The 23,615-nt window shown below is 60.2% G+C and carries 24 protein-coding genes; 22 read left to right on the top strand and 2 right to left on the bottom strand.

What is annotated here, in order from left to right:
- Positions 1-37 precede the first annotated feature (37 nt).
- The 22 genes from HY896_04875 to HY896_04980 all read left to right on the top strand — a co-directional run bounded on the left by HY896_04875 (position 38) and on the right by HY896_04980 (position 21,742).
- Positions 38-436 carry a MerR family transcriptional regulator gene (locus HY896_04875; GenBank protein ID MBI5575679.1) on the top strand — a complete coding sequence of 133 codons (399 nt, stop codon included), beginning with the start codon at positions 38-40 and terminating at the stop codon, positions 434-436.
- A 33-nt stretch (positions 437-469) separates the two neighbouring features.
- Positions 470-1,648, top strand: coding sequence for an acetyl-CoA C-acetyltransferase (locus HY896_04880; protein ID MBI5575680.1), 1,179 nt, complete (start codon positions 470-472; stop codon positions 1,646-1,648).
- Between the two features lie 19 nt (positions 1,649-1,667).
- Positions 1,668-2,525 (top strand): 3-hydroxybutyryl-CoA dehydrogenase, encoded by an 858-nt coding sequence (locus HY896_04885; protein MBI5575681.1) that lies wholly within the window; start codon positions 1,668-1,670, stop codon positions 2,523-2,525.
- Between the two features lie 10 nt (positions 2,526-2,535).
- Positions 2,536-3,318 (top strand): enoyl-CoA hydratase/isomerase family protein, encoded by a 783-nt coding sequence (locus tag HY896_04890; protein MBI5575682.1) that lies wholly within the window; start codon positions 2,536-2,538, stop codon positions 3,316-3,318.
- Between the two features lie 40 nt (positions 3,319-3,358).
- Positions 3,359-4,501 (top strand): acyl-CoA dehydrogenase, encoded by a 1,143-nt coding sequence (locus HY896_04895; protein MBI5575683.1) that lies wholly within the window; start codon positions 3,359-3,361, stop codon positions 4,499-4,501.
- A 7-nt stretch (positions 4,502-4,508) separates the two neighbouring features.
- On the top strand, positions 4,509-5,642 hold the full coding sequence (locus HY896_04900; protein ID MBI5575684.1) for an acyl-CoA dehydrogenase family protein: 1,134 nt from the start codon (positions 4,509-4,511) through the stop codon (positions 5,640-5,642).
- 8 nt (positions 5,643-5,650) lie between these two features.
- On the top strand, positions 5,651-6,187 hold the full coding sequence (cobO, locus tag HY896_04905) for a cob(I)yrinic acid a,c-diamide adenosyltransferase (GenBank protein ID MBI5575685.1): 537 nt from the start codon (positions 5,651-5,653) through the stop codon (positions 6,185-6,187).
- Between the two features lie 18 nt (positions 6,188-6,205).
- Positions 6,206-7,885, top strand: a complete 1,680-nt coding sequence (locus tag HY896_04910) for a methylmalonyl-CoA mutase family protein (GenBank protein ID MBI5575686.1) — start codon at positions 6,206-6,208, stop codon at positions 7,883-7,885.
- 21 nt (positions 7,886-7,906) lie between these two features.
- The gene (locus tag HY896_04915; GenBank protein MBI5575687.1) at positions 7,907-8,353 is read left to right on the top strand and encodes a cobalamin B12-binding domain-containing protein; all 447 of its coding nucleotides are present in this window, start codon (positions 7,907-7,909) and stop codon (positions 8,351-8,353) included.
- Between the two features lie 53 nt (positions 8,354-8,406).
- A complete protein-coding gene (locus tag HY896_04920; protein MBI5575688.1) occupies positions 8,407-9,693 on the top strand; it encodes a thiolase domain-containing protein in 1,287 nt (428 codons plus the stop codon).
- A gap of 2 nt (positions 9,694-9,695) precedes the next feature.
- Positions 9,696-10,256 (top strand): Zn-ribbon domain-containing OB-fold protein, encoded by a 561-nt coding sequence (locus tag HY896_04925; protein ID MBI5575689.1) that lies wholly within the window; start codon positions 9,696-9,698, stop codon positions 10,254-10,256.
- Between the two features lie 6 nt (positions 10,257-10,262).
- A complete protein-coding gene (locus HY896_04930) occupies positions 10,263-11,408 on the top strand; it encodes an acyl-CoA dehydrogenase family protein (GenBank protein ID MBI5575690.1) in 1,146 nt (381 codons plus the stop codon).
- A 4-nt stretch (positions 11,409-11,412) separates the two neighbouring features.
- Positions 11,413-12,408 (top strand): methylmalonyl Co-A mutase-associated GTPase MeaB, encoded by a 996-nt coding sequence (gene meaB, locus HY896_04935; protein ID MBI5575691.1) that lies wholly within the window; start codon positions 11,413-11,415, stop codon positions 12,406-12,408.
- Positions 12,409-12,413: 5 nt separating this feature from the next.
- Entirely contained in the window at positions 12,414-13,376 is a 963-nt protein-coding gene (locus tag HY896_04940) for a CoA transferase subunit A (GenBank protein MBI5575692.1), read from the top strand.
- A 94-nt stretch (positions 13,377-13,470) separates the two neighbouring features.
- Positions 13,471-14,241, top strand: a complete 771-nt coding sequence (locus HY896_04945) for an acyl CoA--acetate/3-ketoacid CoA transferase subunit beta (GenBank protein MBI5575693.1) — start codon at positions 13,471-13,473, stop codon at positions 14,239-14,241.
- Positions 14,242-14,293: 52 nt separating this feature from the next.
- Positions 14,294-15,607 carry a tRNA (N6-isopentenyl adenosine(37)-C2)-methylthiotransferase MiaB gene (gene miaB, locus HY896_04950; protein MBI5575694.1) on the top strand — a complete coding sequence of 438 codons (1,314 nt, stop codon included), beginning with the start codon at positions 14,294-14,296 and terminating at the stop codon, positions 15,605-15,607.
- Between the two features lies 1 nt (position 15,608).
- Complete coding sequence (locus HY896_04955) at positions 15,609-16,094, top strand: bifunctional nuclease family protein (protein ID MBI5575695.1); 486 nt, start codon at positions 15,609-15,611, stop codon at positions 16,092-16,094.
- Positions 16,095-16,128: 34 nt separating this feature from the next.
- Positions 16,129-17,103, top strand: coding sequence for a diguanylate cyclase (locus tag HY896_04960; protein ID MBI5575696.1), 975 nt, complete (start codon positions 16,129-16,131; stop codon positions 17,101-17,103).
- A gap of 12 nt (positions 17,104-17,115) precedes the next feature.
- Positions 17,116-18,102, top strand: coding sequence for a hypothetical protein (locus HY896_04965; protein MBI5575697.1), 987 nt, complete (start codon positions 17,116-17,118; stop codon positions 18,100-18,102).
- A 1-nt stretch (position 18,103) separates the two neighbouring features.
- Complete coding sequence (locus tag HY896_04970; protein ID MBI5575698.1) at positions 18,104-18,751, top strand: histidinol phosphate phosphatase domain-containing protein; 648 nt, start codon at positions 18,104-18,106, stop codon at positions 18,749-18,751.
- Positions 18,752-18,763: 12 nt separating this feature from the next.
- Positions 18,764-19,462 (top strand): tetratricopeptide repeat protein, encoded by a 699-nt coding sequence (locus HY896_04975; GenBank protein ID MBI5575699.1) that lies wholly within the window; start codon positions 18,764-18,766, stop codon positions 19,460-19,462.
- 21 nt (positions 19,463-19,483) lie between these two features.
- On the top strand, positions 19,484-21,742 hold the full coding sequence (locus HY896_04980; protein MBI5575700.1) for a glycoside hydrolase: 2,259 nt from the start codon (positions 19,484-19,486) through the stop codon (positions 21,740-21,742).
- On the opposite strand, the gene HY896_04985 is transcribed toward HY896_04980, so the two are convergent.
- Both HY896_04985 and HY896_04990 read right to left on the bottom strand, forming a co-directional pair.
- Complete coding sequence (locus HY896_04985; protein MBI5575701.1) at positions 21,743-22,564, bottom strand: hypothetical protein; 822 nt, start codon at positions 22,562-22,564, stop codon at positions 21,743-21,745.
- Between the two features lie 250 nt (positions 22,565-22,814).
- Complete coding sequence (locus tag HY896_04990; protein ID MBI5575702.1) at positions 22,815-23,615, bottom strand: methyltransferase domain-containing protein; 801 nt, start codon at positions 23,613-23,615, stop codon at positions 22,815-22,817.

The raw sequence follows: 23,615 nt of genomic DNA on the forward strand, positions 1-23,615 counted from the left end.
TATGTACATTCTCTGCCAGTTAACGTAAGGTGGAATTATGGGGTCCCCGGAGAACACTCGCACATACCCGATAGGCGAGCTTAGCCGCATGGTGAACCTCACCCAGAGGACAATCCGGTACTACGAGGAAATCGGGCTTCTCCACAGCATCCGAAGGATCGAAAACGGAAAGCGCGTCTACACGGACGACGACGTCCGCCGCCTCAAGTTCATCAACCGGCTCAAGGTGCTTGGGCTGTCGCTTGCAGAAATGGTCGACCTGGAGAAGACCTACCGGCAGCAGCGCAACAACCGGGAAATAATCCCGAAACTCATCGTTATTCTCGACGAGCGCGCCGACCAGATCGACGATCGGATCCGGCAGCTCGCGATGCTCAAAAAGGAAATCCGGGAGTACCAGGTGAGGCTCCGCGGAAAGTTGCCGCAGGAAACGTAACGCAATTCGCGTTAGCGGAATAGGAGAATGGCCATGAAGGAAGTCGTCATCACCGGGGCAGCCAGGACGGCGGTCGGAAGTTTCATGGGGACCCTTGCCGATATCCCGGCGCCGAAGCTCGGCGCGGTCGCCATCGCGGAAGCCGTCTCCCGCGGGGGGATCAAGAAGGAAGAGGTCGAGCAGGTCATCATGGGGAACGTGCTCCCGGCCGGAATCGGCCAGGCGCCGGCCCGGCAGGCGGGCATCTTCGCGGGGATTCCCGTGTCCGCGGGGGCGCTGACCGTGAACAAGATGTGCGGGTCGGGCCTGAAGGCCGTCATGCTCGGCGCGCAGTCTGTCGCCACCGGTGAGTTCGAGATCGTCGTGGCAGGCGGGATGGAATCCATGAGCCAGGCGCCTTACCTGCTTAAAAAGGCGCGAGGCGGTTACCGGCTCGGGAACGAGACGATCTTCGACCACATGATCATCGACGGGCTTCAGGACGCATTCAACAACGTCCACATGGGAATCTGCGCGGAGCTGCTTTCGAAGGAGCACCGGATCACGCGGGAAGACCAGGACGCATTCGCCGCCTCCTCTTACGGCCGGGCGCTAGCTGCGATCAAGGACGGGAAATTCGAGAAAGAGATCGTAAGCGTTCAGATCCCGCAGAAGAAAGGGGACCCCGTGGCGTTCCGGGTGGACGAGGAGCCCGGGCGAGGAAACGTGGCCAAGCTCCAGGGTCTCAAGCCCGCGTTCCAGAAGGACGGGACCGTGACCGCGGGGAACGCCTCGACCATAAACGACGGCGGTGCTGCGGTGGTGCTGATGTCGTCGGAGAACGCGAAAAATCGCGGGATCAAGCCTCTCGCGAAAATTGCGGGCTACTCCACGGCATCGCTCGATCCGATGTGGTTCACCGTTGCGCCGATCGACGCCATCCGGAAGCTGCTGGAAAAAACCGGCGTGGACAAGGAGAAGGTGGGGCTGTACGAGATCAACGAGGCTTTCGCCGGCGTCGCGGTGGCGGCGATTCGAGGGCTTTCCCTCGACCCGTCGAGGGTCAACGTCAACGGCGGTGCTGTGGCGATCGGCCATCCTATCGGCGCTTCGGGAGCGCGCATTCTCACGACGCTCCTGTACGCGATGGAGGACAGGAACGAAAAATACGGCATCGCAACCCTCTGCATCGGCGGGGGCGAGGCGGTGGCGATGCTGGTCGAGCGCATCTGAATCCACAAGGGGGGAATCCATGGAGATCCGGACTATCGGGGTGATCGGCGCCGGCCAGATGGGCGGCGGCATCGCTCAGGTTTCGATCATGGGCGGCTTCAAGGTGCTGCTGAACGACATATCCGAGGCGTACCTGGCCAAGGGGCGCGCGGGCATAGAGAAAGGACTGGATATACTGGTCCGAAAGGAGAAGATCCAGGCGGCGGACAAGGAGAAGATGCTCGGGAACCTCGTCACGACGACCAACCTCTCCGATTTCTCCCTCTGCGATTTCGCCATCGAAGCGGCGACGGAACGGCTGGAGCTCAAGCACGAGCTGTTCCGGAAACTGGACGGCATCGTCCCTGCAGGAAAGATCCTGGCCACGAACACTTCTTCCATTTCCATCACCGGGATCGCCGCAGTGACCAGACGTCCGGAAAAGATCATCGGGATGCACTTCATGAATCCCGTCCCCCTGATGAAGCTTGTAGAGGTAATCCGGGGGCTCCAGACTTCGCAGGAAACATTCGACGCCACGATGGATCTCTCCCGCCGTCTCGGAAAGGAGCCGGTCCCCGCGAACGACGCGCCGGGGTTCATCGCCAACCGCGTTCTTATGCCCATGATCAACGAGGCGGCCTACGCGTTGATGGAAGGCGTGGGAAAAGCCGAAGACATCGACGCCATCATGCGTATGGGCGCCAACCACCCGATGGGGCCGCTGGCGCTTGCGGACCTGATCGGGCTTGATACGTGCCTCGAAATCCTCAAGGTCCTCCAGGAAGGGCTCGGGGATCCGAAATACCGCCCCTGCCCGCTGTTGAGGAAATACGTCGAGGCCGGCTACCTCGGGAAGAAGTCGGGCCGCGGCTTCTACGACTACCGGAAAGCGTAAGGAGCGGGCGATGGAATACGCGAACCTTATCGTCTCGGTTTCCGAAAAGATCGCGACGGTCACGATCAACCGCCCAAAATCCCTCAATGCCCTGAATCCCGCCACGATCCGGGAGCTCTCCTCCGCATTCGAAGAGCTGGGAACCAGGGAGGATGCGGGGGTCGTGATCCTTACCGGCGCCGGGGAAAAGGCTTTCGTTGCGGGCGCCGACATATCCGAAATGAAGAACTTCAATGCCGTCCAGGCGCTTGATTTCGCGCTGTTCGGGCAAGGAGTCCTCGAGCGGATCGAGCGGCTTCCGCAACCTGTGATCGGGGCGATCAACGGGTTCGCCCTGGGCGGGGGGTGCGAACTGGCGATGGCATGCGACATCCTCATCGCCGCCGACACCGCGAAACTCGGGCAGCCGGAAGTGAACCTCGGCATCATACCGGGATACGGCGGGACCCAGCGGTTGCCGCGGCTCGTGGGACGCAACATCGCCAAGGAACTCGTCCTCACGGGCGAAATGATCACCGCGCAGCGGGCGTACGAAATCGGACTCGTGAACAAGGTAGTCCCGCTGGCCGACCTGTCGAACGCCGCGCGCGAGATGGCGATGAAAATCCTGGCAAAGGGTCCGGTGGCGGTTCGGACGGCGAAGATGGCGATGAACCGGGGGCTGGACCTCGACCTGTCGAATGCCTGCGCGCTGGAAGCGAACGCGTTCGCGGTCGGTTTTTCCACCGCCGATCGGGCCGAAGGCATGGCGGCGTTTCTTGAAAAAAGGAAGCCCGTATTCACGGGAAAATAGGATAACGACGGAAGAACACACTTCACGGGGGACGAGAGCGATGGTTTTCGATCTTACCGAAGAACAGCGGATGATCCAGGAGATGGCGCGGAATTTCGCGCAGAAGGAGGTTCTCCCGGCTGCCGCGGATCTGGACGAGTCCGGGCGCTACCCGGAGGAGTTGGTGAAGCAGATGTCGGATCTCGGCCTCATGGGAGTCGCGGTGCCGGAGGAGTACGGCGGCGCCGGGATGGACAACATCTGCTACGCGATAGCCATGGAGGAGATCGCCCGCGCCTGCGCCTCCACGGCGGTCATCATGTCGGTAAACAATTCGCTTGTCTGCGACCCGTTGCTCAAGTTCGGAACGGAGGAGCAGAAGAAGAGATATCTCGTCCCGCTCGCTTCCGGCAAAAAGCTGGGCTGCTTCGGATTGACCGAGCCGGGCGCGGGCTCCGACGCGGGCTCCCAGAAGACCACGGCTGTGAATAAAGACGGATACTACCTGATAAACGGGACGAAGAATTTCATCACCAACGCCCCGGTGGCCGACTATTGCATCCTGTTCACGATGACGGACAGGGAGAAGAAGCAAAAGGGGATCACAGCCTTCATCCTCGACATGAAGTCCGATGGGGTATCGGTCGGTAAACCCGAACATAAAATGGGGATAAAGGCTTCCCCAACCGCTTCCATAATCCTGGAGGATGTAAAGATCCCGGCGGAAAACCGGTTGGTGAACGAGGGGGACGGATTCAAGGTCGCGATGCACACGCTGGACGGCGGCCGGATCGGCATCGCTGCGCAGGCGGTCGGTATCGCGCGGGCCTCGCTCGAGGACGCGCTGGCATATTCCAGGGAGCGGAAACAATTCGGCCAGGCGATCGCGGAGTTCCAGGCGATCCAGTGGATGTTGGCCGACATGGCGACCGAAATAGACGCTGCGAGGCTTTTGATCTACCGCGCAGCGTGGCTGAAGGACAGAAAGGCAAGGCACTCCAAGGAATCCGCAATGGCGAAGCTGTACGCCTCGGAAACCGCCATGCGCGCCGGGGTGAAGGGTATCCAGATCCACGGCGGGTACGGTTATATAAAGGAATACCCGGCGGAGCGGCATTTCCGGGATGCCAAAATCACGGAAATCTACGAAGGGACCTCCGAGATCCAGAGGCTGGTCATCGCCTCCGCGGTCCTGAAGGGCTGATTAAAGCGTGCGTTTCGAACTGACGGAAGAGCAGCTGCAAATCGAGGACATGGTACGGTCCCTCGCACGGAAGTCTTTCGCGCCGAAGGCGGCGGAGATCGATGAGAAGGGCCGGTACCCCGAGGAGAACATGCGTCTTCTGGCCGAACTCGGCCTCCTGGGGATGTTGTACCCGGCTTCCTTCGGCGGTTCGGAAGCCGGCGCCGTTTCGTACAACATCGCATTGAGGGAAGTGGCATCCGCATGCGCTTCCACCGCCGTAGGCATGGCGGTGACCAACATGGTGGGGGAGACGATCTTCCGCTTCGGTACCGATGAGCAGCGCAAAAAATACCTGCCGGGGCTCGCGTCGGGCGCGATCGGGTCAGGCGCGTTCGCCCTGACGGAACCGTCTGCAGGCTCGGACGCGGGCGGCATGAAGACGTTCGCGGCGGAAGACGGGGACGGGTACGTCCTCACGGGGAGCAAGTGTTTCATCACCAACGGGCCTTCCGCCGGAGTCACTATCGTGATGGCGGTGACGCAGAGGGAACCGCGGAAAATCAGCGCATTTCTCGTGGAGCCGGGGACCCCCGGGTTCTCCATCGGCAAGGCGGAGCACAAGATGGGGCTGAAGGGGTCCGCCACGGTTTCCCTTTCGTTCGACGAGTGCCGCGTACCGACGCGAAACCTGCTGGGGAGACCGGGGGAAGGATTCAAGATCGCGTTGTCCGCGCTGGACGGCGGACGGATCGGCATAGCCTCCCAGGCAATCGGGATCGGGAGGGCAGCCCTCGATACTGCCGTTTCCTACGCCAGGGACAGGAAGCAGTTCGGGCAGGCTATCGCGGAATTCCAGGCGATCCAGTGGATGCTTGCCGATGCGGCTACGGAACTGGATGCGGCGCAACTTCTCGTTTACCGGGCGGCATGCCTGAAGGACGGCGGGAAGCCCTACACCCGCGAGGCCTCCATGGCGAAGGTGTTCGCGACCGAAGCGGCGAACCGGGTGTGCCACAAGGCCGTGCAGATCCTGGGGGGATACGGATACATCAGGGAGTATCCCGTGGAACGGCACCTGCGCGATGTCCGGGTGACGACCATCTACGAAGGGACGTCCGAGGTGCAGCGTCTCGTGATTTCCCGGTTGCTGACGAGGTAGATGCCTTGATGCAAGGAAACATGGGCCGGGGATACATACAGGTCTACACGGGCAAGGGGAAGGGGAAGACCACGGCCGCGTTGGGGTTGGCGGTCCGCGCGTCGGGGCACGGCCTCCGGACCGTTATCATCCAATTCATGAAGGGATGGATCGATTACGGCGAACTCAAGGGGGTACGGATGCTGGATCCGTACGTCGAGATCCACCAGGCCGGAAGGGACACGTTCGTGAACAGGAATAACCCGGACCCCGAGGACATCCGGCTTGCGATGGAGGGATGGGACCTTGCGAAGCGGCTCATCCGCGACGGGAAATGGGACATCGTGGTTCTCGACGAGATCAATTGCGCGATGGATTTCGGCCTGATCCCGGTTGAGGAAGTCCTTGCGGCGATGAAAGGCAAGCCGGAAGGCATGGAACTGATCCTGACCGGGAGAGGGGCGCCGGAGGCCGTGATCGAGGCCGCCGACCTGGTTACGGAGATGCGTGAAGTCAAACACTACTATGACAAGGGCGTCGACGCCCGCGTGGGCGTCGAACGGTAGATTAGGGGAGGGGCAGCAGTGTACGACAGGAAGAAAGGCAGCAGGATTGCAGCAGACAGGAAACGTTGGGAGGAGGGCAGCCTCGCGAAAGTCCTCCGCCGTTCCCCCGAAAGGTCATCACGGTTCTCCACGGTCTCGGACGAAGAGATCGCGGCATTGTATACCCCGGACATCCTGGGGGGGTTCGATTACGGAAAGGAGCTGTCTTTTCCGGGAGACTACCCGTACACCCGCGGCGTCCAGCCGTCGATGTACCGCGGAAGATTGTGGACGATGAGGCAGTTCGCGGGATACGGAACCGCCGAGGACACGAACCGCCGCTTCAAATACCTGCTCGAGCAGGGCCAGACGGGCCTGTCGACCGCATTCCATTTCCCGACACTTATGGGCTACGACTCCGATTCCCAGCGAGCCAGGGGAGAAGTGGGGAAGTGCGGCGTGGCGATCGACTCGCTGAAGGACATGGAAATCCTTTTCGACGGAATCCCGCTCGACAAGGTGACGACTTCGATGACCATCAACGGCCCTGCCGCGATGGTGTTCGCCATGTACCTGGGGGTAGCCGAGAAACAGGGCGTCTCCTTCGATAAACTCGGCGGCACGATACAGAACGACATCCTGAAGGAATACATCGCGCAGCACGCCTGGATCTTTCCGCCCGAGCCTTCGATGAGGATCATCACGGACATTTTGGGTTACTGCTCCGATTACGTTCCGAAGTGGAACACGATCAGCATCAGCGGATACCACATAAGGGAGGCAGGATCGACCGCCGTCCAGGAGCTCGCGTTCACTCTCGCCGACGGGATCGCCTATGTGAAGGCCGGGGTGGAGGCGGGGATCCCAGTGGACAAGTTCGCCCCGCGCCTTTCATATTTCTTCAACGCTCACATGGATTTTTTCGAGGAAGTCGCCAAGTTCAGGGCGGCCCGCCGGATGTGGGCCAGGATCATGAAGGAAAGGTTCAAGGCGAAGGACGAAAACTCCTGGAAACTCAGGTTTCATACACAGACGGCCGGCTGCACATTGACTGCGCAGCAGCCGCTGAACAACGTGGCCCGTGTCGCTCTCCAGGCGCTTTCCGCCGTGCTCGGTGGAACGCAATCCCTGCACACGAATTCCATGGACGAGACGCTGGCGCTTCCGACAGAGCAGGCGGCCACGGTGGCGTTGCGCACACAGCAGATCATAGCTGAGGAATCCGGGGCCGCAAACACGATCGACCCGCTGGGAGGGTCGTTCTTCGTCGAGAAAATGACGGAAGACATGGAAGCGAAAGCGATGGAGTACATACGGAAAATCGACGACATGGGGGGGATGGTCGCCGCTATAAAGCGCGGATATCCCCAGCGCGAGATCGCCGACGCGGCATTCCACTACCAGAGGCTGGTGGATGCGGCTGAAAAGAAGATCGTCGGCGTCAACTGCTACAAGATGGATGAAGATCTTCCTATACCGATCCTGAAGATAGACGAGAACGTGGAAAAGAAGCAGGTCGAGCGGACGCGGGAAGTCCGTCGTAAGAGGAACACGAAGCTTGTCAAGGCGCGCATCGAGGCGTTGAAGGACGCATCGCTGTCGGGAGCTAACCTCATGCCCGTGCTGCTCGACGCATTCCGCGAATATGCGACCCTGGGCGAGGTCTGCGACGCCCTGAGGGAGACTTTGGGAACCTATACCGACCCGGCGATGTTTTAAGCCGGTACCAGGGGGAACGAAATGGCAAGTGCGGCGAAAAGGCAGGTTGCGGGGAAGAACGGCAAGCCCGACCGAAAGGTGCGGATACTGATCGGGAAGCCCGGGCTGGACGGGCACGACCGGGGCGCCAAGATCATCGCGCGCGCGCTGCGGGACGCCGGTTTCGAGATCATCTACACGGGGCTTCACCAGACGCCCGAGATGATCGTGAACGCCGCAGCCCAGGAGGACGTGGACGGAATCGGGCTCTCCATACTTTCGGGGGCGCACAACTACCTTCTGCCGAGGATCGTCTCCATGCTCAAGGAGAAGAAGATGAACGACGTGGTGGTCTTCGGAGGCGGCATCATCCCGGACGAGGACATTCCGAAGCTGCGCAAGAAGGGAGTCGACCGCGTGTTCACACCCGGAACGCCCCTCCAGGAAATCGTCACGTACGTGCGCGAGAGGGTCCGGCCGAGGAAGTAGAAGGGGATCGGGAAAACAACGAAACGGAAAATTACCGTGCGGGAGGAGAAGACGTGAGACCTGTCTACATGGTTTCGGGGGGCGTCAGCAAGTTCGAGAAGGCCCGGCCCGACGCGACGTTCCAGAAGATGGTGAAGGAAGCGTTCGATTACACGATGGGTGACGTTCCCCGGCTGAAGCCGTCGATGATCGACGGATCGGTCGGTTCCTATTTCTCTGACCACTTCACCCGGCAGCTAATGGCGGGGATCATGGCCACGGACTACCTTGGCCTTTGCCCCAAGCCGAACAAGCGGATCGAAGGCGGCGGCGCCACCGGGGGGCTCTGCTTCCAGGGCGCGTGGGAGGCGGTCGCTTCCGGAAGGATGGACGTCTGCGTAGCGTTCGGCTTCGAGACGATGTCCCACGTCCAGACGTGGAAGGGGAACGAGTTCATCGCGCTCGCGTCCGACGTGAATTTCGATTACCCCGTAGGCGGCTTCTACTCCGGCTACTACGCCATGATGGTGAACCGCCACATGCACGAGTTCGGCACCACCGTCGAGCAGCTCGCGATGGTGTCGGTGAAGAACCACATGAACGCCTACGCCAACCCGTACGCGCAGAAACGGAAGAAACTGACGATCCAGGACGTCCGCAATTCGACGATGGTGGCCTATCCGCTGACGCTGCTCGACATCTGTGTCATGTCGGACGGAGCGGCGGTCTGCATCCTGGCGAGCGAGGAGATGGCCCGCAAGCTCACGGACCGGCCTGTGAAGATCACCGGCGTGGGGACCGGGACTGACATGATGCGGATGGCGGACCGCCCCCACGGGGATGTCATCCTTGCGCCGAACGAAAAGAAGAGCGACTACAAGAACCTGAAGTATCCGGGGGTACACTCCTTCCGGGCAGGAAGGTCCGCAGGGCTACAGGCCTACCGGATGGCGGGCATCACGGACCCGAAAAAGGAGATCGACTTCGTCGAGCTGCATGACGCCTATACTTCCTCGGAGATCCAGACCTACGAGGACCTGGCCCTCTGCAAATACGGAGAGGGCGGGAAGTTCGTCGAGGAGGGACATCCCTTCATGCCCCAGATCGACTACGGGCTGAAGCTGAAGAAAAAAGGGACTATCCCCGTCAATCCCTCGGGCGGCCTGATCGCCTGCGGCCACCCGGTCGGCGCGACGGGACTCATGCAGGCCGTCTTCGCGTTCTGGCAGATCCAGGGGACCATAAAAAAGCATTACGGATTCCCGGACCTCCAGTTGAAGAAAGCGAACCGGGGACTCATCCACAGCCACGCCGGCACGGGCACCTATGTCACCGTGTCGATCATGGAACGGGGGTGGTAATCATGGCGAAGATCTTCAACAAGGCGAAAAAGGCTCCGCGCTACAATCCGGCGGCCAAACTCGAAGAGGTGATGACCGGGACAACGGTGTTCAACGTCCCCTTCCCGAAGGACCTGGACGCGCTGAAAGACATGTCTCCCATAGTCATCAAGCACCCGTACTACGTCGAATACCTCCACTCCTACGGGCAGGATTCCCCGTTCTTCGCGGGCCTTGCGAACAGGAAGATCCTGGGTACCCGCTGCCCGAAATGCGACTACACGTACGCTACGCCAAGGATGCACTGCACTCACTGCGGCGAGGAAACGAACTGGGTGGAAATTCCACAGGAAGGCCGCGTCCACACGTTCACGACGTGCTACTTCGGCAGCGAGGAATTCCTGAAGGAAACCCCGTTCCACCTGGTGCTCGTGGAGTTCGACGGCGTGGACACGCTTCTCCTCGCACGGCTCATCGGCGTCGATGGACCTGAAGACATCAGGATCGGGATGAAGATACGTGCGAAATTCCGCCGGAACTCGCAGTTGAAACCGACGGACGTCTATTTCGTCCCGGTGGCGTAGGCCGTAATGGACTTCGAGCTGTCGCAGGAGCACGTAACCTTGAGGGACATGGTCCGCTCCTTCGTCGAGAAGGAAGTGCGTCCATTCGCAGGAAAGTGGGACGAAGAAGGGAAGTTCCCCCACGGAGCCGTACGCACCCTCGGCGACCTCGGGCTCATGGGGGCGATGGTCCCCGAGGAATACGGCGGATCGGGGATGGACACCGTCGGATATGCCATCATCGTCGAGGAACTGGCGAAGGGGGACGGCTCGCTGGCGCTCACCGTGGCTTCCCACAACTCCCTCTGCACCGCGCACATCCTCGCTTTCGGCTCGGAGTCGATGCGGAGGAAATATCTCCCGCTGCTCGCATCCGGCAAGGCGCTCGGCGCCTGGGCGCTCACGGAACCCGGATCGGGCTCCGATTCGTTGAACATGCGGACAAAGGCGGAGTGGAAGGGAGACCGCTGGGTAATCAACGGGAGCAAGATGTTCATCACGCAGGGAAGCGTAGGGTCGGTTTACGTCATCCTGGCCGTGACGGACAAGTCGAAAGGTCGGGACGGCGTGACCGCCTTTATGGTGGAGGGCGGCGCAAAGGGTCTTGTCGTCGGAAAGAAACTGAACAAGCTCGGGATGCGCGCTTCCGACACGGCGGAACTGGTGTTCGAGGACCTGGAGGTGCGTCCGGGGAATGTGATAGGAGAGGTGAACTCCGGATTCCGCGACACGATGCGGAACCTTGCCGGGGGAAGGATCTCCATCGCCGCCCTTTCCGCGGGGATCGGCCTCGGCGCGTTGGCGGAGGCGGTCGCGTACGTAAAGGAAAGGAAACAGTTCGACCGTCCGATCTCCGAGTTCCAGGCGATTCAATGGATGGCCGCGGACATGGCGACGGAGCTGGAGGCATCCGAGCTGTTGACCTTCCGCGCCGCATATCTGAAGGACGCGGGCAAGCCGTACGTCCAGGAAGCCGCCATCGCCAAGCTGTTCGCCTCGGAGGCAGCGATGCGCGCTACGATAAAGGCGGTCCAGATGCTTGGCGGATACGGCTACATCCGCGAATATCCCGTGGAGCGTTTCATGCGCGACGCGAAGCTCTGCGAAATCGGCGAGGGGACGTCAGAGGTCCAGCGGCTTATCATCGCCCGGCGCCTGATCAGAGGCATGTAACCTTATGGCATTCTCCATCAAGGACATCCTTGCCGGAGACGTCCGGGCCGCGGCGCGGCTAATGCGCGACCTGGACGACGAGATTCCGGCGGCGCACCGGGCGCTGAAGCAACTGTACAAGCACACGGGGAAGGCGTTCATCCTCGGCATCACCGGGGCGCCCGGCTCAGGAAAATCGACGCTCGTTGACGGCCTCGCGGAACTCCTGCGCAAACAGGGGAAGACGGTGGGGATCGTCTGCATCGACCCGACAAGCCCCTTTACGGGCGGGGCGATCCTGGGCGACCGCATCCGTATGCAGAAGCATGCTCTCGACGAAGATGTGTTCATCCGCAGCCTCGCCACACGGGGACACCTCGGAGGGCTGTCCAAGTCAACGATCGACATCGTCAACGTCATGGATGCAATGGGGAAGGACGTTATCCTGATCGAAACCGTCGGGGTGGGTCAGGACGAAGTGGAGATCGTGAAGGTTGCGCACACCAACCTGGTCGTAGTCGTTCCGGGCTTGGGCGACGACATCCAGGCGATCAAGGCGGGGATCCTCGAAATCGCCGACATATTCGTCGTGAACAAGTCGGACCGCGAGGGCGCGGATAAAACGAGGCGCGAACTGGAAACGATGGTGTCCATGAACGAATATAACGAAGGGAAGTGGGTCCCGCCGGTTCTTCAGACGGTCGCTCCCGCCGGAACGGGGCTTCCCGAACTGATGGAGGAAATCGGCCGGCACAGGCAGTACGTCTTCCAGGAAGAAAACCTGGGGCGCTACATGGCGGGAAAAGCACGCGTCGAATTGCTTGAAATCCTCAAGAAAAAGCTGGTCGAAAAGGCCGTCGACGACCTGGCGCGATCCAACCTGCTCGATCCGCTCCTCGGAGAAATCGCTGCGAAGAAGAAAGACCCTTATTCCATAGTGGAAAAGATGATCGACCACAGTTTCGCCTTCCACCTCCTCGAAAAAACGCGGCGGAACGCCTCCAAGGGGAAAAAAACGTGAGCAGTATACGGAAGGAAGGAAACGTAGAGTATCGTTTCGAGCACCCGGACGATTTCCGCGCGTTCGTGCGGGACCGGAAAAGCCGCAAGCCGGCGGACAAGACATGCGCCTCCAGGGACGCGGTGTCGAAGTTCGTCTCCGACGGGGACTATATCGTATACGACTTTTCCAGCCTGACACGCGGCCCGCAGTCCCTCATTCGGGAGGTCATCAGGCAGAAAAAGCAGGACCTGTGGATCGGCGCCGAGTTCACCCTGCACGAATCCGCGCTGCTTGCGGGCGCAGGGTGCGCCACGAGGATCGACGTCGGTTTCCTCGGCTACGGCAATTACATCGGACAAGCCGTGTGCGACGGCCGCGTGAAGGTATACGAATGGACCAACGGCGGGCTGGCGCTGCGGATATTAGCCGGCGCCCGGGGGGTGCCTTTCCTGCCGACGAGAGACCTGTTGGGGTCGGACAACATGAAGGTCTCCGCCGCGAAGACGATCGAAGATCCGTACACCGGGCTGCCGGTTTGCCTCGTTCCCGCGCTGAACCCGGACGTGGCGTTCATACATGTCCACCAGGCGGACATTTACGGCAACGCACGCATCTTCGGCACGAACCTCTTCGCACTGGAAGCGGCGATGGCTTCGCACAGGGTGATCGTCTCGGCGGAGGAGATCATCGAGCCGGATGAATTCCGCAAGGACCCGATGCGCACGACGATCCCGTATTTCCTGGTCGACGCCGTGGTCCACGCCCCGTTCGGAGCCTACCCCGGCGCGATGCCGGCAAGGTACGAGATCGACCTCGAACACGTGGACAGGCTGAACGCGATCAGGAACGACGAACAGATGAGGAAATACCTCGACGAAAACATCTACGGCGTCGCGGACCACGAGGATTTCCTCGACAAGCGCGTCGGGTTCGCACGTATGAGAGAACTCCGCCGACGGGCAACGATTATAGAAGGATACAGATGAAACGAAACCGGAAGGCTACGCACGCCTTCCTGAACCTTGTTGAAACGGAGGTTACGATTTGTCGCGCACGGTAGAGTTCACGGATACGGAGTTCATGATCGCGCAGGGCGCCCGGCTGCTCGAAGACGGCAAGACGTTCTTCGTCGGCTGGGGCATCCCGCAGATCGTGGCGATCCTGGCGCAGAAGCTCTACGTGCCGAATGTCGTGCAGCTCTTCGAGTTCGGCGCCGTCGGCCCGCAATCGGTCCTCCCTTTCGTACGCGGGACGATGGGCGGACCGCAGAACACCTTCCGATCGCTCCAATGGCTCAACATGAACTGGGCCTTTTCCTATTCGGCGTCCGGATACATGGACTACGGGATGCTCGGAGCGTTGCAGGTCGATCCTTACGGGAACATCAATTCCACGTATCTGGGCGGCACTTTCGAAAAGCCGGAGCGCAGGTTCGCCGGCAGCGGCGGCGGCAACCAGGTCGCATCCCATTGCTGGAGAACGGTGATCATCATCAAGCACGAAGGCCGCCGGTTCGTCCCCAAGGTGGAGTTCGCGACCTCCCCGGGATACCTGACCGGCCCCGGCGCGCGAGAGAAGGCCGGGTTGCCGAAAGATACCGGACCTTACCGGGTCGTCACGTCGAAAGCGCTTTTTGGTTTCGACGAACGGACCAAGGAGATGACGCTTTTGTCCGTCCTGCGGGGATTGTCTCCCGCCGAAGTGATCAAGGACATGGCGTTCCGGCCCAGGCTCGCCGAAAACATTGCGGAGATCGGTCCGCCTACCGAAGACGAGCTTCGCCTGCTGCGCGAAGAGATCGACCCCTCCCGGATCATCATCCGGGGCGAAAAGATGTCCGCTGCCGTTTGATCCACCCCCCCCCGTTTGTCGCGTCATCCCCTGGTGCTATAATCAAAAAATTATGTCGAGACGGGTGTACATAGAAACGTTCGGCTGCCAGATGAACGAGGTCGACTCCGCGCGAATGCTATCGCTGCTGGAAAAGGTGGATTACACCACCGCCTCCTCCGTCGCGGAGGCCGATCTCGTCCTGCTGAACACTTGCAGCATACGGGAAAAAGCCGACCAGAAGATCTACAGCGCGCTCGGCAGATTGCGAAGGTGGAAAAGGGCGCGGCACGGCAGGATCGTCGCGGTGGGAGGGTGCCTGGCGCAGCAGGAGGGAGCGGCGCTCACGGTGAGGGCTCCCTACGTGGACATCGTCTTCGGGACACACAACATCTCACGGCTTCCGGAACTTGTACGGAAGGCGGAAAATGCGATCCCTTCCATGGAAACCGATTTCACGGAAAACACTGCCCATTGGGATGTCCTGCCGTACCTTCCCGAAGGGGCGTCCAGCGCCATGGTGACCATAATGCAGGGATGCGAGAACTATTGCGCCTATTGCATCGTCCCATATGTGAGAGGGAAGGAGATCAGCCGGCCGGCGTCCGGGGTTCTGGAAGATGTCCGGAAACTCGCCGATCGCGGCGTGGCGGAAGTCGTGCTGCTGGGGCAGAATGTGAACTCGTACGGTAAAAGAGAAGGGGAGATCGGTTTCTCCGAACTGGTGCGCCGGATGTCCGAAGTGCCCGGAATCGAGAGAATCCGTTTCATCACTTCGCATCCGCGCGATCTCGGCGCGGATACGATCGCCCTTTTTTCGGAAATCGAGGCGGTCTGCCCGCACCTGCATCTGCCGGTGCAATCGGGCTCCGACCGGATCCTCGCGGACATGGGGAGAGGATACACACGGAACGGGTATCTGAAAAAGATCGATGCGCTGCGCAGGGCAAGGCCCGGACTCGCATTCTCTTCCGATTTCATTGTCGGTTTCCCGGGCGAAACGGAAAAGGATTTCGAGGACACTATCGATCTGATGGAAGAAGTCCGGTTCGACTCCGCATTCTCTTTCCGGTTCTCCCCGCGGGCCGGGACCCGGGCGGCCTCGATGCCGGGCGCAGTTCCGGCGGAAACGGCGGGGAACCGGCTCCGCAGGCTGCAACAGCTCCAGTCACGGCACACATGCGAACAGCTGTCGGAATGCGTAGGCAGGGAGATGGATGTCCTTGTCGAGGGTCCGAGCCTGAAGGATGAAACGATGCTCTGCGGTCGAACGGAATGCTACAAGATGGTCAACTTTTCACCAATGGAATCCCGGCCGGGACCGATCCGGCGCGTACGGATCCGGACAGCCGGAGCCCATTCCCTTTCGGGAGTGGAAGGAGCCTGACATGGCCAAGGAAATGCAGGTCGTCGGAATAACGGTCGATCCCGCCACGCAGTCGCCGATCGTAATATTGCGGGATGCGGAAAACAATCACATACTCCCCATCTGGATCGGCATCCTGGAAGCGAATGCGATCGCCGTCGGGCTGGAAAAGGTGAGGCTTCCAAGGCCCATGACCCACGACCTCTTCAAAAACGTGCTGGACACGCTTGAAATCCGTCTCGTGAAAGTGGAGGTGACCGACATCAAGGACAACACCTACTACGCGGAGCTTCACCTCGACGCCGGGGGGAAGCCCATGGTGGTGGACTCCCGTCCCAGCGACGCGATCGCGATAGCGTTGCGCCTCGGATGTCCTATCCTCGTCCACGATACGGTCATCGATAAAGCGGTGCGAATCGACGCCTCCGTTTCGAGCGCCGACAAGGACAAGTGGACGGAGCTTCTCGAAAAGATGGACCCGGAAGACTTCAGCAAGTACAAGATGTAGCCGCCCCGGAATGACTGAGGTACGGATACAGGCAGTGCGGGATCCCGAATCCCGAGCCTATTCCGCGGCGTACCTTGCGGAAGCCTTCGAAAGGGAGCGGGGAAAGGCGGTCCGCTTCCGCCGTCCTCTCTCGCTCGTGTTCCTCGCGATCGACGGAGGCGGATTCCCGCCGGAAACCGTGCGGGACCACCGGGCCCCGGAAACGCTGGCTTGCATGGTGGAGGAACTCCGGAAAACGTTTCGAGGTTCCGACTTCATCGCCCGATTCGCACACGACCGCTTCTGCGTCGTGCTGCCGGAGACGGACCGCTTCGGCTCGGTGCTCGCGATCAGGCGATTGAGAAAGACGGTCCGGGAAATGGAGATCTTCCGGTTTCCGGGCAGGAAGCTGGATCTCGATCCCGTATTTGCTCCGGCCACCTGGCCCTTGGAAGGGGAAAGCTTCGCGGACCTGTATAGATCGGCCGAAAACAAGCTCCTGCGCAGGCGGGAAAGCCCGCTTCACAGGCTTCGTCTCGAAGGGAAAACGTTTTGGGAAGCCTGCCGCCTCCTTGCGAGCGGAGCGGATGTGTCCCCGGCACAGGGGAGAAGCGGGCGATTTTCGCTGCACAGGAGAGCCTACCTTCGCCTGGTGGAGGCCATCGCCCAGGATGTTTGCGCCATAGGGGACTCCAGGGCTATCGTGATCGCCGCCGGTCCACGGCCTGAAATCTTCAAGCAGATCTGCCTCTCCTTCAATCCCGGCGGACCGGAACGATGCGCGATCCGGATCGTGGGGAGGTCCTGCGAAACACCTCCGGATGACGGGAACATGACTCATTTTTACATCGACGACGAAGCGCTCGAGGAAAATGAATTTCTCCTGTACCGGAGAGAAAACGGGGCATACGGAATTTTCGCTGCGGTACAAGGTGAAGAAGTGCGCGGATTTCATTCCGCGGATGAGTGGCTGGTGGATGCCATGACGGAGAAGCTGCAGGAAACCTACCCGTCCCTGGGAACCCATTAGGGAGCCGCCGCGATGAGCGCTTCCGCTGCGGCGAAAAAAATCCTCGTCGCCGATCCCTCCGGCGATTCGAGGCGGTCTCTATCCGTTTTCCTGCGAGGCAAAGGATTGGAAATCATCGAAGCGCAGGACGGCGGCATGGCCCTTTCCGTCGTGCTTCAAAACCTTCCCGACATGTTGATCCTCGACCTTTCCCTGGGTGTCCTGCCGCCCGACCGGCTTGTCCGGATCCTCCGGGCCAACCCGAACACGGACGGCATCCCGGTCTTTTATCTCGGCGACCGGAACGAGGGCATCGCCGGATTCCGGCCGGAACTCGACGGATTCCTTCGCAGGCCATTCGAGGAGGAGGACCTTTTCGCGAGGATGCGCCGCGTACTTTTTCCGGCCATGCCGGCCGAGCGGGAGCTGGTCTCCCTCGAAGACCTTGCGCGCCTGCGCGCCCGCAGGGAGGAACGATCCGAATACGGCGACGGATCGATCGAACGCATCGTCTATTTCTTTCCCGATCCTCCGTATCTGGAAGCGTGTGTCAAGGCGCTCGCCGCGTTTCGCGAATTCGAGCCGGAAATCTCCTATTTCGCGCTGCGGCGTGACGGGGATTTCCCCCTCGGCGCATTCGGACGGATACGGGACGGCGAGGAGACCGCGTTGCTGCTCTACGCGTTTCCCTGCATGCGGTACGCTTCGCCGGTCTGGCATGCGGTCGCCGCCCGTCCCATCGGAGTGGTCGGCTTTTTCAGGGAGGAAGCGGCCGATTCGCTCGATGAGTTGATGGCGGTTTCCGAATACGCGGGGGATTCCGGGGCGGGCTGCATGCTGGCGGCGATCGAGCGCACAGGCGCCGGGATCGGGCTGGGAAGGAACACGATCAGCCTGTTCCGGAACCACGTCGAAAAACGGGGGGGGATCCTCAAGGTGCAGGAGATGGAGCGGCTGTCCTCCGAAGAAATCCGGCGCGCGACCGCGTCCGTCGTCCGCCACCACTTCAGGGAGAGATGAAATGATAGACCTTCACATGCATTCCACCTTCAGCGACGGGGAGCTAATTCCGTCCGAAGTGGTATCCAGGGCGTTGCATGCGGGTTACACCCATCTTGCCATCACGGACCACGCGGACCCATCCAACATGGAACATGTGCTGAACGGCATGCTGCTCGTATGCGCCGAACTCCAGGGGAAGGTGGGCGCCAAGGTATATCCCGGAGTGGAGATAACCCACGTGCCCCCCCGGCTGATCGCGCCTCTCGTCGGACTGGCTCGGCGGAAAGGCGCAAAGGTCGTGATCGTGCACGGTGAAACGATCGTGGAGCCGGTCCCGAAAGGGACCAACCTGGCCGCGATACGGGCGGGAGCCGACATCCTGGCCCATCCCGGGCTGATAACGGAGAAAGAGGTCGTGCTGGCCGGGAAAAACGGCGTCCTGCTCGAGATCACCGCACGCCGCGGGCACTCGTTGACGAACGGACACGTCGCACGATTGGCGGCGAAACACGGAGCCCGCATGGTGTACAATACCGATTCGCATTCCCCGGGCGACTTCACCCCGTGGGAAACGGCCTTGAGGATCGTCAGGGGCGCGGGTCTCACAGCGGCGGATGCCGGGCGAATGCAGAAAAACGCGCTGGAACTCCTGGAAGGAAAAAGATAAAGGGGACATCGGATGGCGGAGAAAATAAAGTACACCCGCAAGGACCTTAAAAGTCCCGACGAATTCCTGTCGGCGTTCAGCCGCGCGGTCGAATGGACGAGGGAAAACCGCACGAAAGTGCTGGCGGGCGTACTCGGCATTCTACTCGCGGTCGGGGGGGTCTTCGGCGCCCAGGCGTATTATCGCTGGGAGGAGAACAAGGCTACCCGCGCCCTTTGGCCGCACCTCAACCGCGCACGTGAATTCCTGCAGGCTCCCCAGGCTGTAGACGCGGAGAAATTGATGCGGCTGGAGCAGTTCCTGACCGCGCACGTCAACTCGCATCCCGGGACCGCTGCGGCCGTCTATGCGCGGTATTACCTCGGAAGCATCGCTTTCCTGCGGGGCGATTACAGCCTGAGCGAGGCGCATTACCGCGCGGCGATCCGGACGGGCAAGGCGAAGGAAATCATGCCGTATCTCCTTGGAACCGGGCTGGCGCATGCCCTGGAGGCCAAGGGAGATTATGCCGCAGCCGCGGCCGCCTACCGGGACGCCGCGGGGATGGCCGGGGGAGCGCTGAAGACGCAGGCGCAGATCGGCCAGGCGCGGTCGACGGAGCTTGCCGGCAAAAAGCAGGAGGCGGTCGCGTTGTACCGCCAGATCCTTTCGGAAGCAGCCGATCCGCAGATCAAGGAGTTCGTCGAACTCAAGCTTGCCCGGGCGGAATAGGCCGGGGGGAGCGGGCGCCGGATGAAAGTCTACGTCTGCTTTCTCTGGCACATGCACCAGCCGTATTACAAGGACCCGGAAACCGGGACCTATATCCTTCCATGGGTCCGCCTCCACGCGATAAAGGACTACGTGGCGCTCCCCAGGATCTTCCGGCAATCCCCCGACATCCACCACACGATGAACCTCGTCCCGTCCCTGCTCGTGCAGTTGCGCGATTACGTGGAGAACGGGGCGGAGGACATCTTCCTTTCCGTATCGCGAAAGAACGCACTGGACCTTTCCCGGGAGGAAGAGGAATTCCTGCTGAAAAATTTCTTTTCGGCCTTCCCTCCCACGATGATCCTCCCGCAGCCCCGTTACGCCGACCTGTACCAGCGCCAGGAAGACGCGCGCCGGGCCGTCAGGAAGCCGGGCGCGCCGGGAGGATTCGGGGCGTCCGAATATACCGATCTCATGACGCTGTTCAACCTGACGTGGTTCCATCCGATGTTGCGGGAAGAGGACGCGGAGCTCACCAGGCTGTGGGCGAAAGGAAGGGGATACACCGAGCGGGAAAAGGAGTATGTCCTCGACAAGCAGATCGAGGTCATGTCCACGGTGATCCCCGAGTACCGCAAACTCGCGGAAGAAAGCGGAGGAGAACTGTCCTCCACGCCGATGTACCATCCGATCCTGCCGCTTGTCATCGATACGAATTCCGCGAGGGATGCAAGGCCTGACGCTCCGCTTCCCAAATTGCCGTTCGCCTATCCCGAAGATGCCTTGGGACAGTTGAAAGAAGGACGTGAAGCATTCCGGTCGATGTTCGGAGGGTACCCGGCAGGGTTGTGGCCTTCGGAAGGGTCTATAAGTCCGGCCGCGCTGGAGCTCGCCGCCCGCGCGGGTTTCCGATGGGCCGCCACCGACGAGGGGCTCCTCGCGAAATCCTTGAAGAAAGCCATACACAGGGACCATGAAGGCATACCTGCGGAACCCGAATGGCTGTACCGTCCGTACCGTGCGAACACGCCCGCCGGCCCCCTGCAGCTTTTCTTCCGCGACCACCGGCTTTCCGATCTTATCGGATTCGAGTATTCGCGCTGGGGGTCTTACGAAGCGGTGGGAGATTTCGTTCGGAAGATCCAGTCGATCTGCCGCAAACTCGCAACCCTCCCATCGGATAAAAGAAGGGATGCATACACGATCCCGGTGATCCTGGACGGCGAAAATGCCTGGGAATATTATTACGACTCGGGGCGCCTTTTCCTGCGGACTCTCATGGACCGGCTCGGGAAGATGGCTCCGGAGGTCAAATGCATCACCTTTAATGAAGCGATGCAAGGAACCGATAACATAGACGATCTTCACCACATTCCGACGGGATCCTGGATCGACGGGACGTTCAATATATGGATCGGCCACGAGGAAGACCGGAAAGCCTGGGAATTGCTGGCGCGCGCAAGGGCGTTGTGGGAAATCCGGCAGGAGCCGTACCGGCGCTCCGGCCGTGAACTTACGCCGCAGTTGGCGAAAGCGCGGGAGCACCTTTTCGTAGCGGAAGGGTCGGATTGGTGCTGGTGGTACGGAGACGAGCACTTCACTCCGCACGGACCCGAATTCGACCGGCTCTTCCGGAACCATCTGAAAGCGGCATACCGCGAGATGGGGGAGACCTCTCCCGACGCGCTCGACATTCCCATCATCCACGCGGAGAGGCTTCCGGCGAAAACCAGCTACCTGCAAAGCCCAATGACTTACCTGCAACCGCGGATCAACGGAATCATCGACTCCTACTTCGAGTGGAGCGGGGCCACGCGTTACGTTCCCAATCCGGGCTTCGGCGCCATGCACAGGGCCGGCCACGGGATCCTCGCCTGCCTGTATTACGGTTTCGACAAGACCAGCCTTTATTTCCGGGCCGATTTCATCCCTTCCGCGCTCGAATCCGAGTCGCCGATCGAGGTCGAATTCCTGTTCCCGAAGAAAGACAGGAAAATATCGCTGGTCGTCGGACCGTCCGATTTTACGCTTGGCCTGTCTGCCGGAACGATCGAGGAAGTCCCGGCGGAAAAGGAAAAGGTTACCGGACTCCGGCCGGAAACCATCACCGCAGCTTTCCAGAAGGTCCTCGAGCTGGGAATACCGTTCCTCCTGCTTCGCTCGGACGGAGACGAAAAGATCGAATTCTTCATTACGCTTTCAGGGCTGGGATTGATAGGGGAGCGTTGGCCTATGTACGGCACCTTCACGGCCGAGCTCCCCGGCGAGGATTTCGAAGAGAGGATGTGGGAAGTTTAACTAATACTTGAACCCCAGAACAAAACCTACTTCCGTGGAAGTGTTTTTAGGTTCCCACAATCTGTAGGTCACCCCGCTGATTTCCCGGATTTCATTGTCCGAATCCTTGATATGCCAATATCTGATGAATGCGGTGCCTTTCAGGGAGATCCTCGATAGTTTCTTCTCGACCGAAACGCTGCCTCTCATTCCGTACCCGTCATGCTGTGAATTTGAAACGTCCGGTAGATCGGGTGAGGCGTTGCTAAGGTAGCTTTTCTGCTCCCCCCGCCAGAAAATATCCAATTCGGCCGTCTCCCCGACAGACCAGTCGTTTCCCAGGTTGGTCATCAGCGTAAAGCCTACGGGGCTGTAGAAATAGTTTGCTTCCCTTTTATAACCGCCGACAAAAGCATGGCTGTCGTCGTTCAGGTATCGATACCCGATTCCGGCGAAATACGTGAGAACGGTGGTTTTCCAGACCGGAAAATCGTATCCGATCAATCCCCTGGCCTCCAGCATGTAGTCGGGGATGCCGTACAGGTTCACGGGTGTTCCGTCGGAATACGATCCGCTGTAATCTACTTCGCCGAAATTGGCGATTCCCTCGAATTTCAGCATCTTCCTGTCGTGGTATGCATATGAGCCGTTAAAACCGTACATCCATCCCTTGTCGCGCATCACACCGGGCTCACGGTAGTTCCTGTGAGAAATTTCGGCTCCCAATTCAAAAGAATGCTTGTCGTAGGCATAACGAGGAATTTCTTCCGCTACGGCGGCAAGCGGCGCCGCGATCAGGAGAGTGATTGCGAGCGACAGGAACATCCGTGGCGACCGTTTCAAAAATACCTCCCGTTGAATGTAGTCGAATATGTTTCTTTGTACGTATCGGGCAACATTCGCATAACCTTTAGAACGTGTCAAGAAATTGCGGCCGCGCATGAATCGATATTCCAGCGCAATTCCAGACGCCGGGACCCCGGTTGATGCCAAGTCGAGCCCCGACATCGTGGGCGCAAGGTGCGCCGTAGCCGGCGCAAACACAATGTCTGGTAATGTATATTATGTCAAATTGGGGAGAGTCGAAAAAATTCTACCGCTTCCGGGATATCACGAACTTCCATCCCATGAAAAGCGGACTCACCTGCTCCGCAAGGCGGTCGCAGAAATCGCGCACCATCGGTATTCTTTGCAGGTATGGAATCTTCGGAAAAAGGCCGGCGGATTGGGCCGGGATGCTCAGGAAATCGAAAAGGAATTCCCGGCCGACTTCGAAGTGGTAATCGACTTCCGTGGTCCTGAAATCCGGCTGCGATGAAAGGCAATCCAGGAGATCCGGAAAGGAAACCGCGCCGTACTGGTATTTCATATCCGGGAAAACGCGTGATACGGTTTCCTCCTGGCGTTCGTCGAACAATCCAGCATAGAAACTGATCGCTATTACACCTCCCGGCACGATAAGGCTGCAAGCCTGTCTTATCGAATCGGCGTACTTCGGAAGCAAAAATATCGAAGCGGTGTAAAAAACGGCGTCGAAATTCTCGTGGAAGTAATTCGAAAGACGTTCAGCATCGCCGCGCACGAAATATATTCCCGGGAGCCCCTTGCAACGCTCCCGGGCCCTCAGAAGCATGGGCTCCGATATATCGATGGCATAAACGACGGGCGGCCGCGGAAAAGACTTGTAAAGCGCAATCGTGGAGATGCCGGTTCCGCATCCGACGTCAAGGATCCGTTCGGGAACGTCGGGCTCGATCAGTTCACAGAGACGGCGCGAAAGGCTTTCGAAGAGGTTGTGCCTTTCCTCGAAGGAATCGTAAATCCCCGCGCTTTCGTCGAAATTTCTCTCTACGGCCTTCTTGAAACGGCCGTTGCGGTCGTTTATTTCATTCAT

The organism is Deltaproteobacteria bacterium, from assembly GCA_016218975.1.
Classification (GTDB): Bacteria; Desulfobacterota; Deferrimicrobia; order Deferrimicrobiales; family Deferrimicrobiaceae; genus JAENIX01.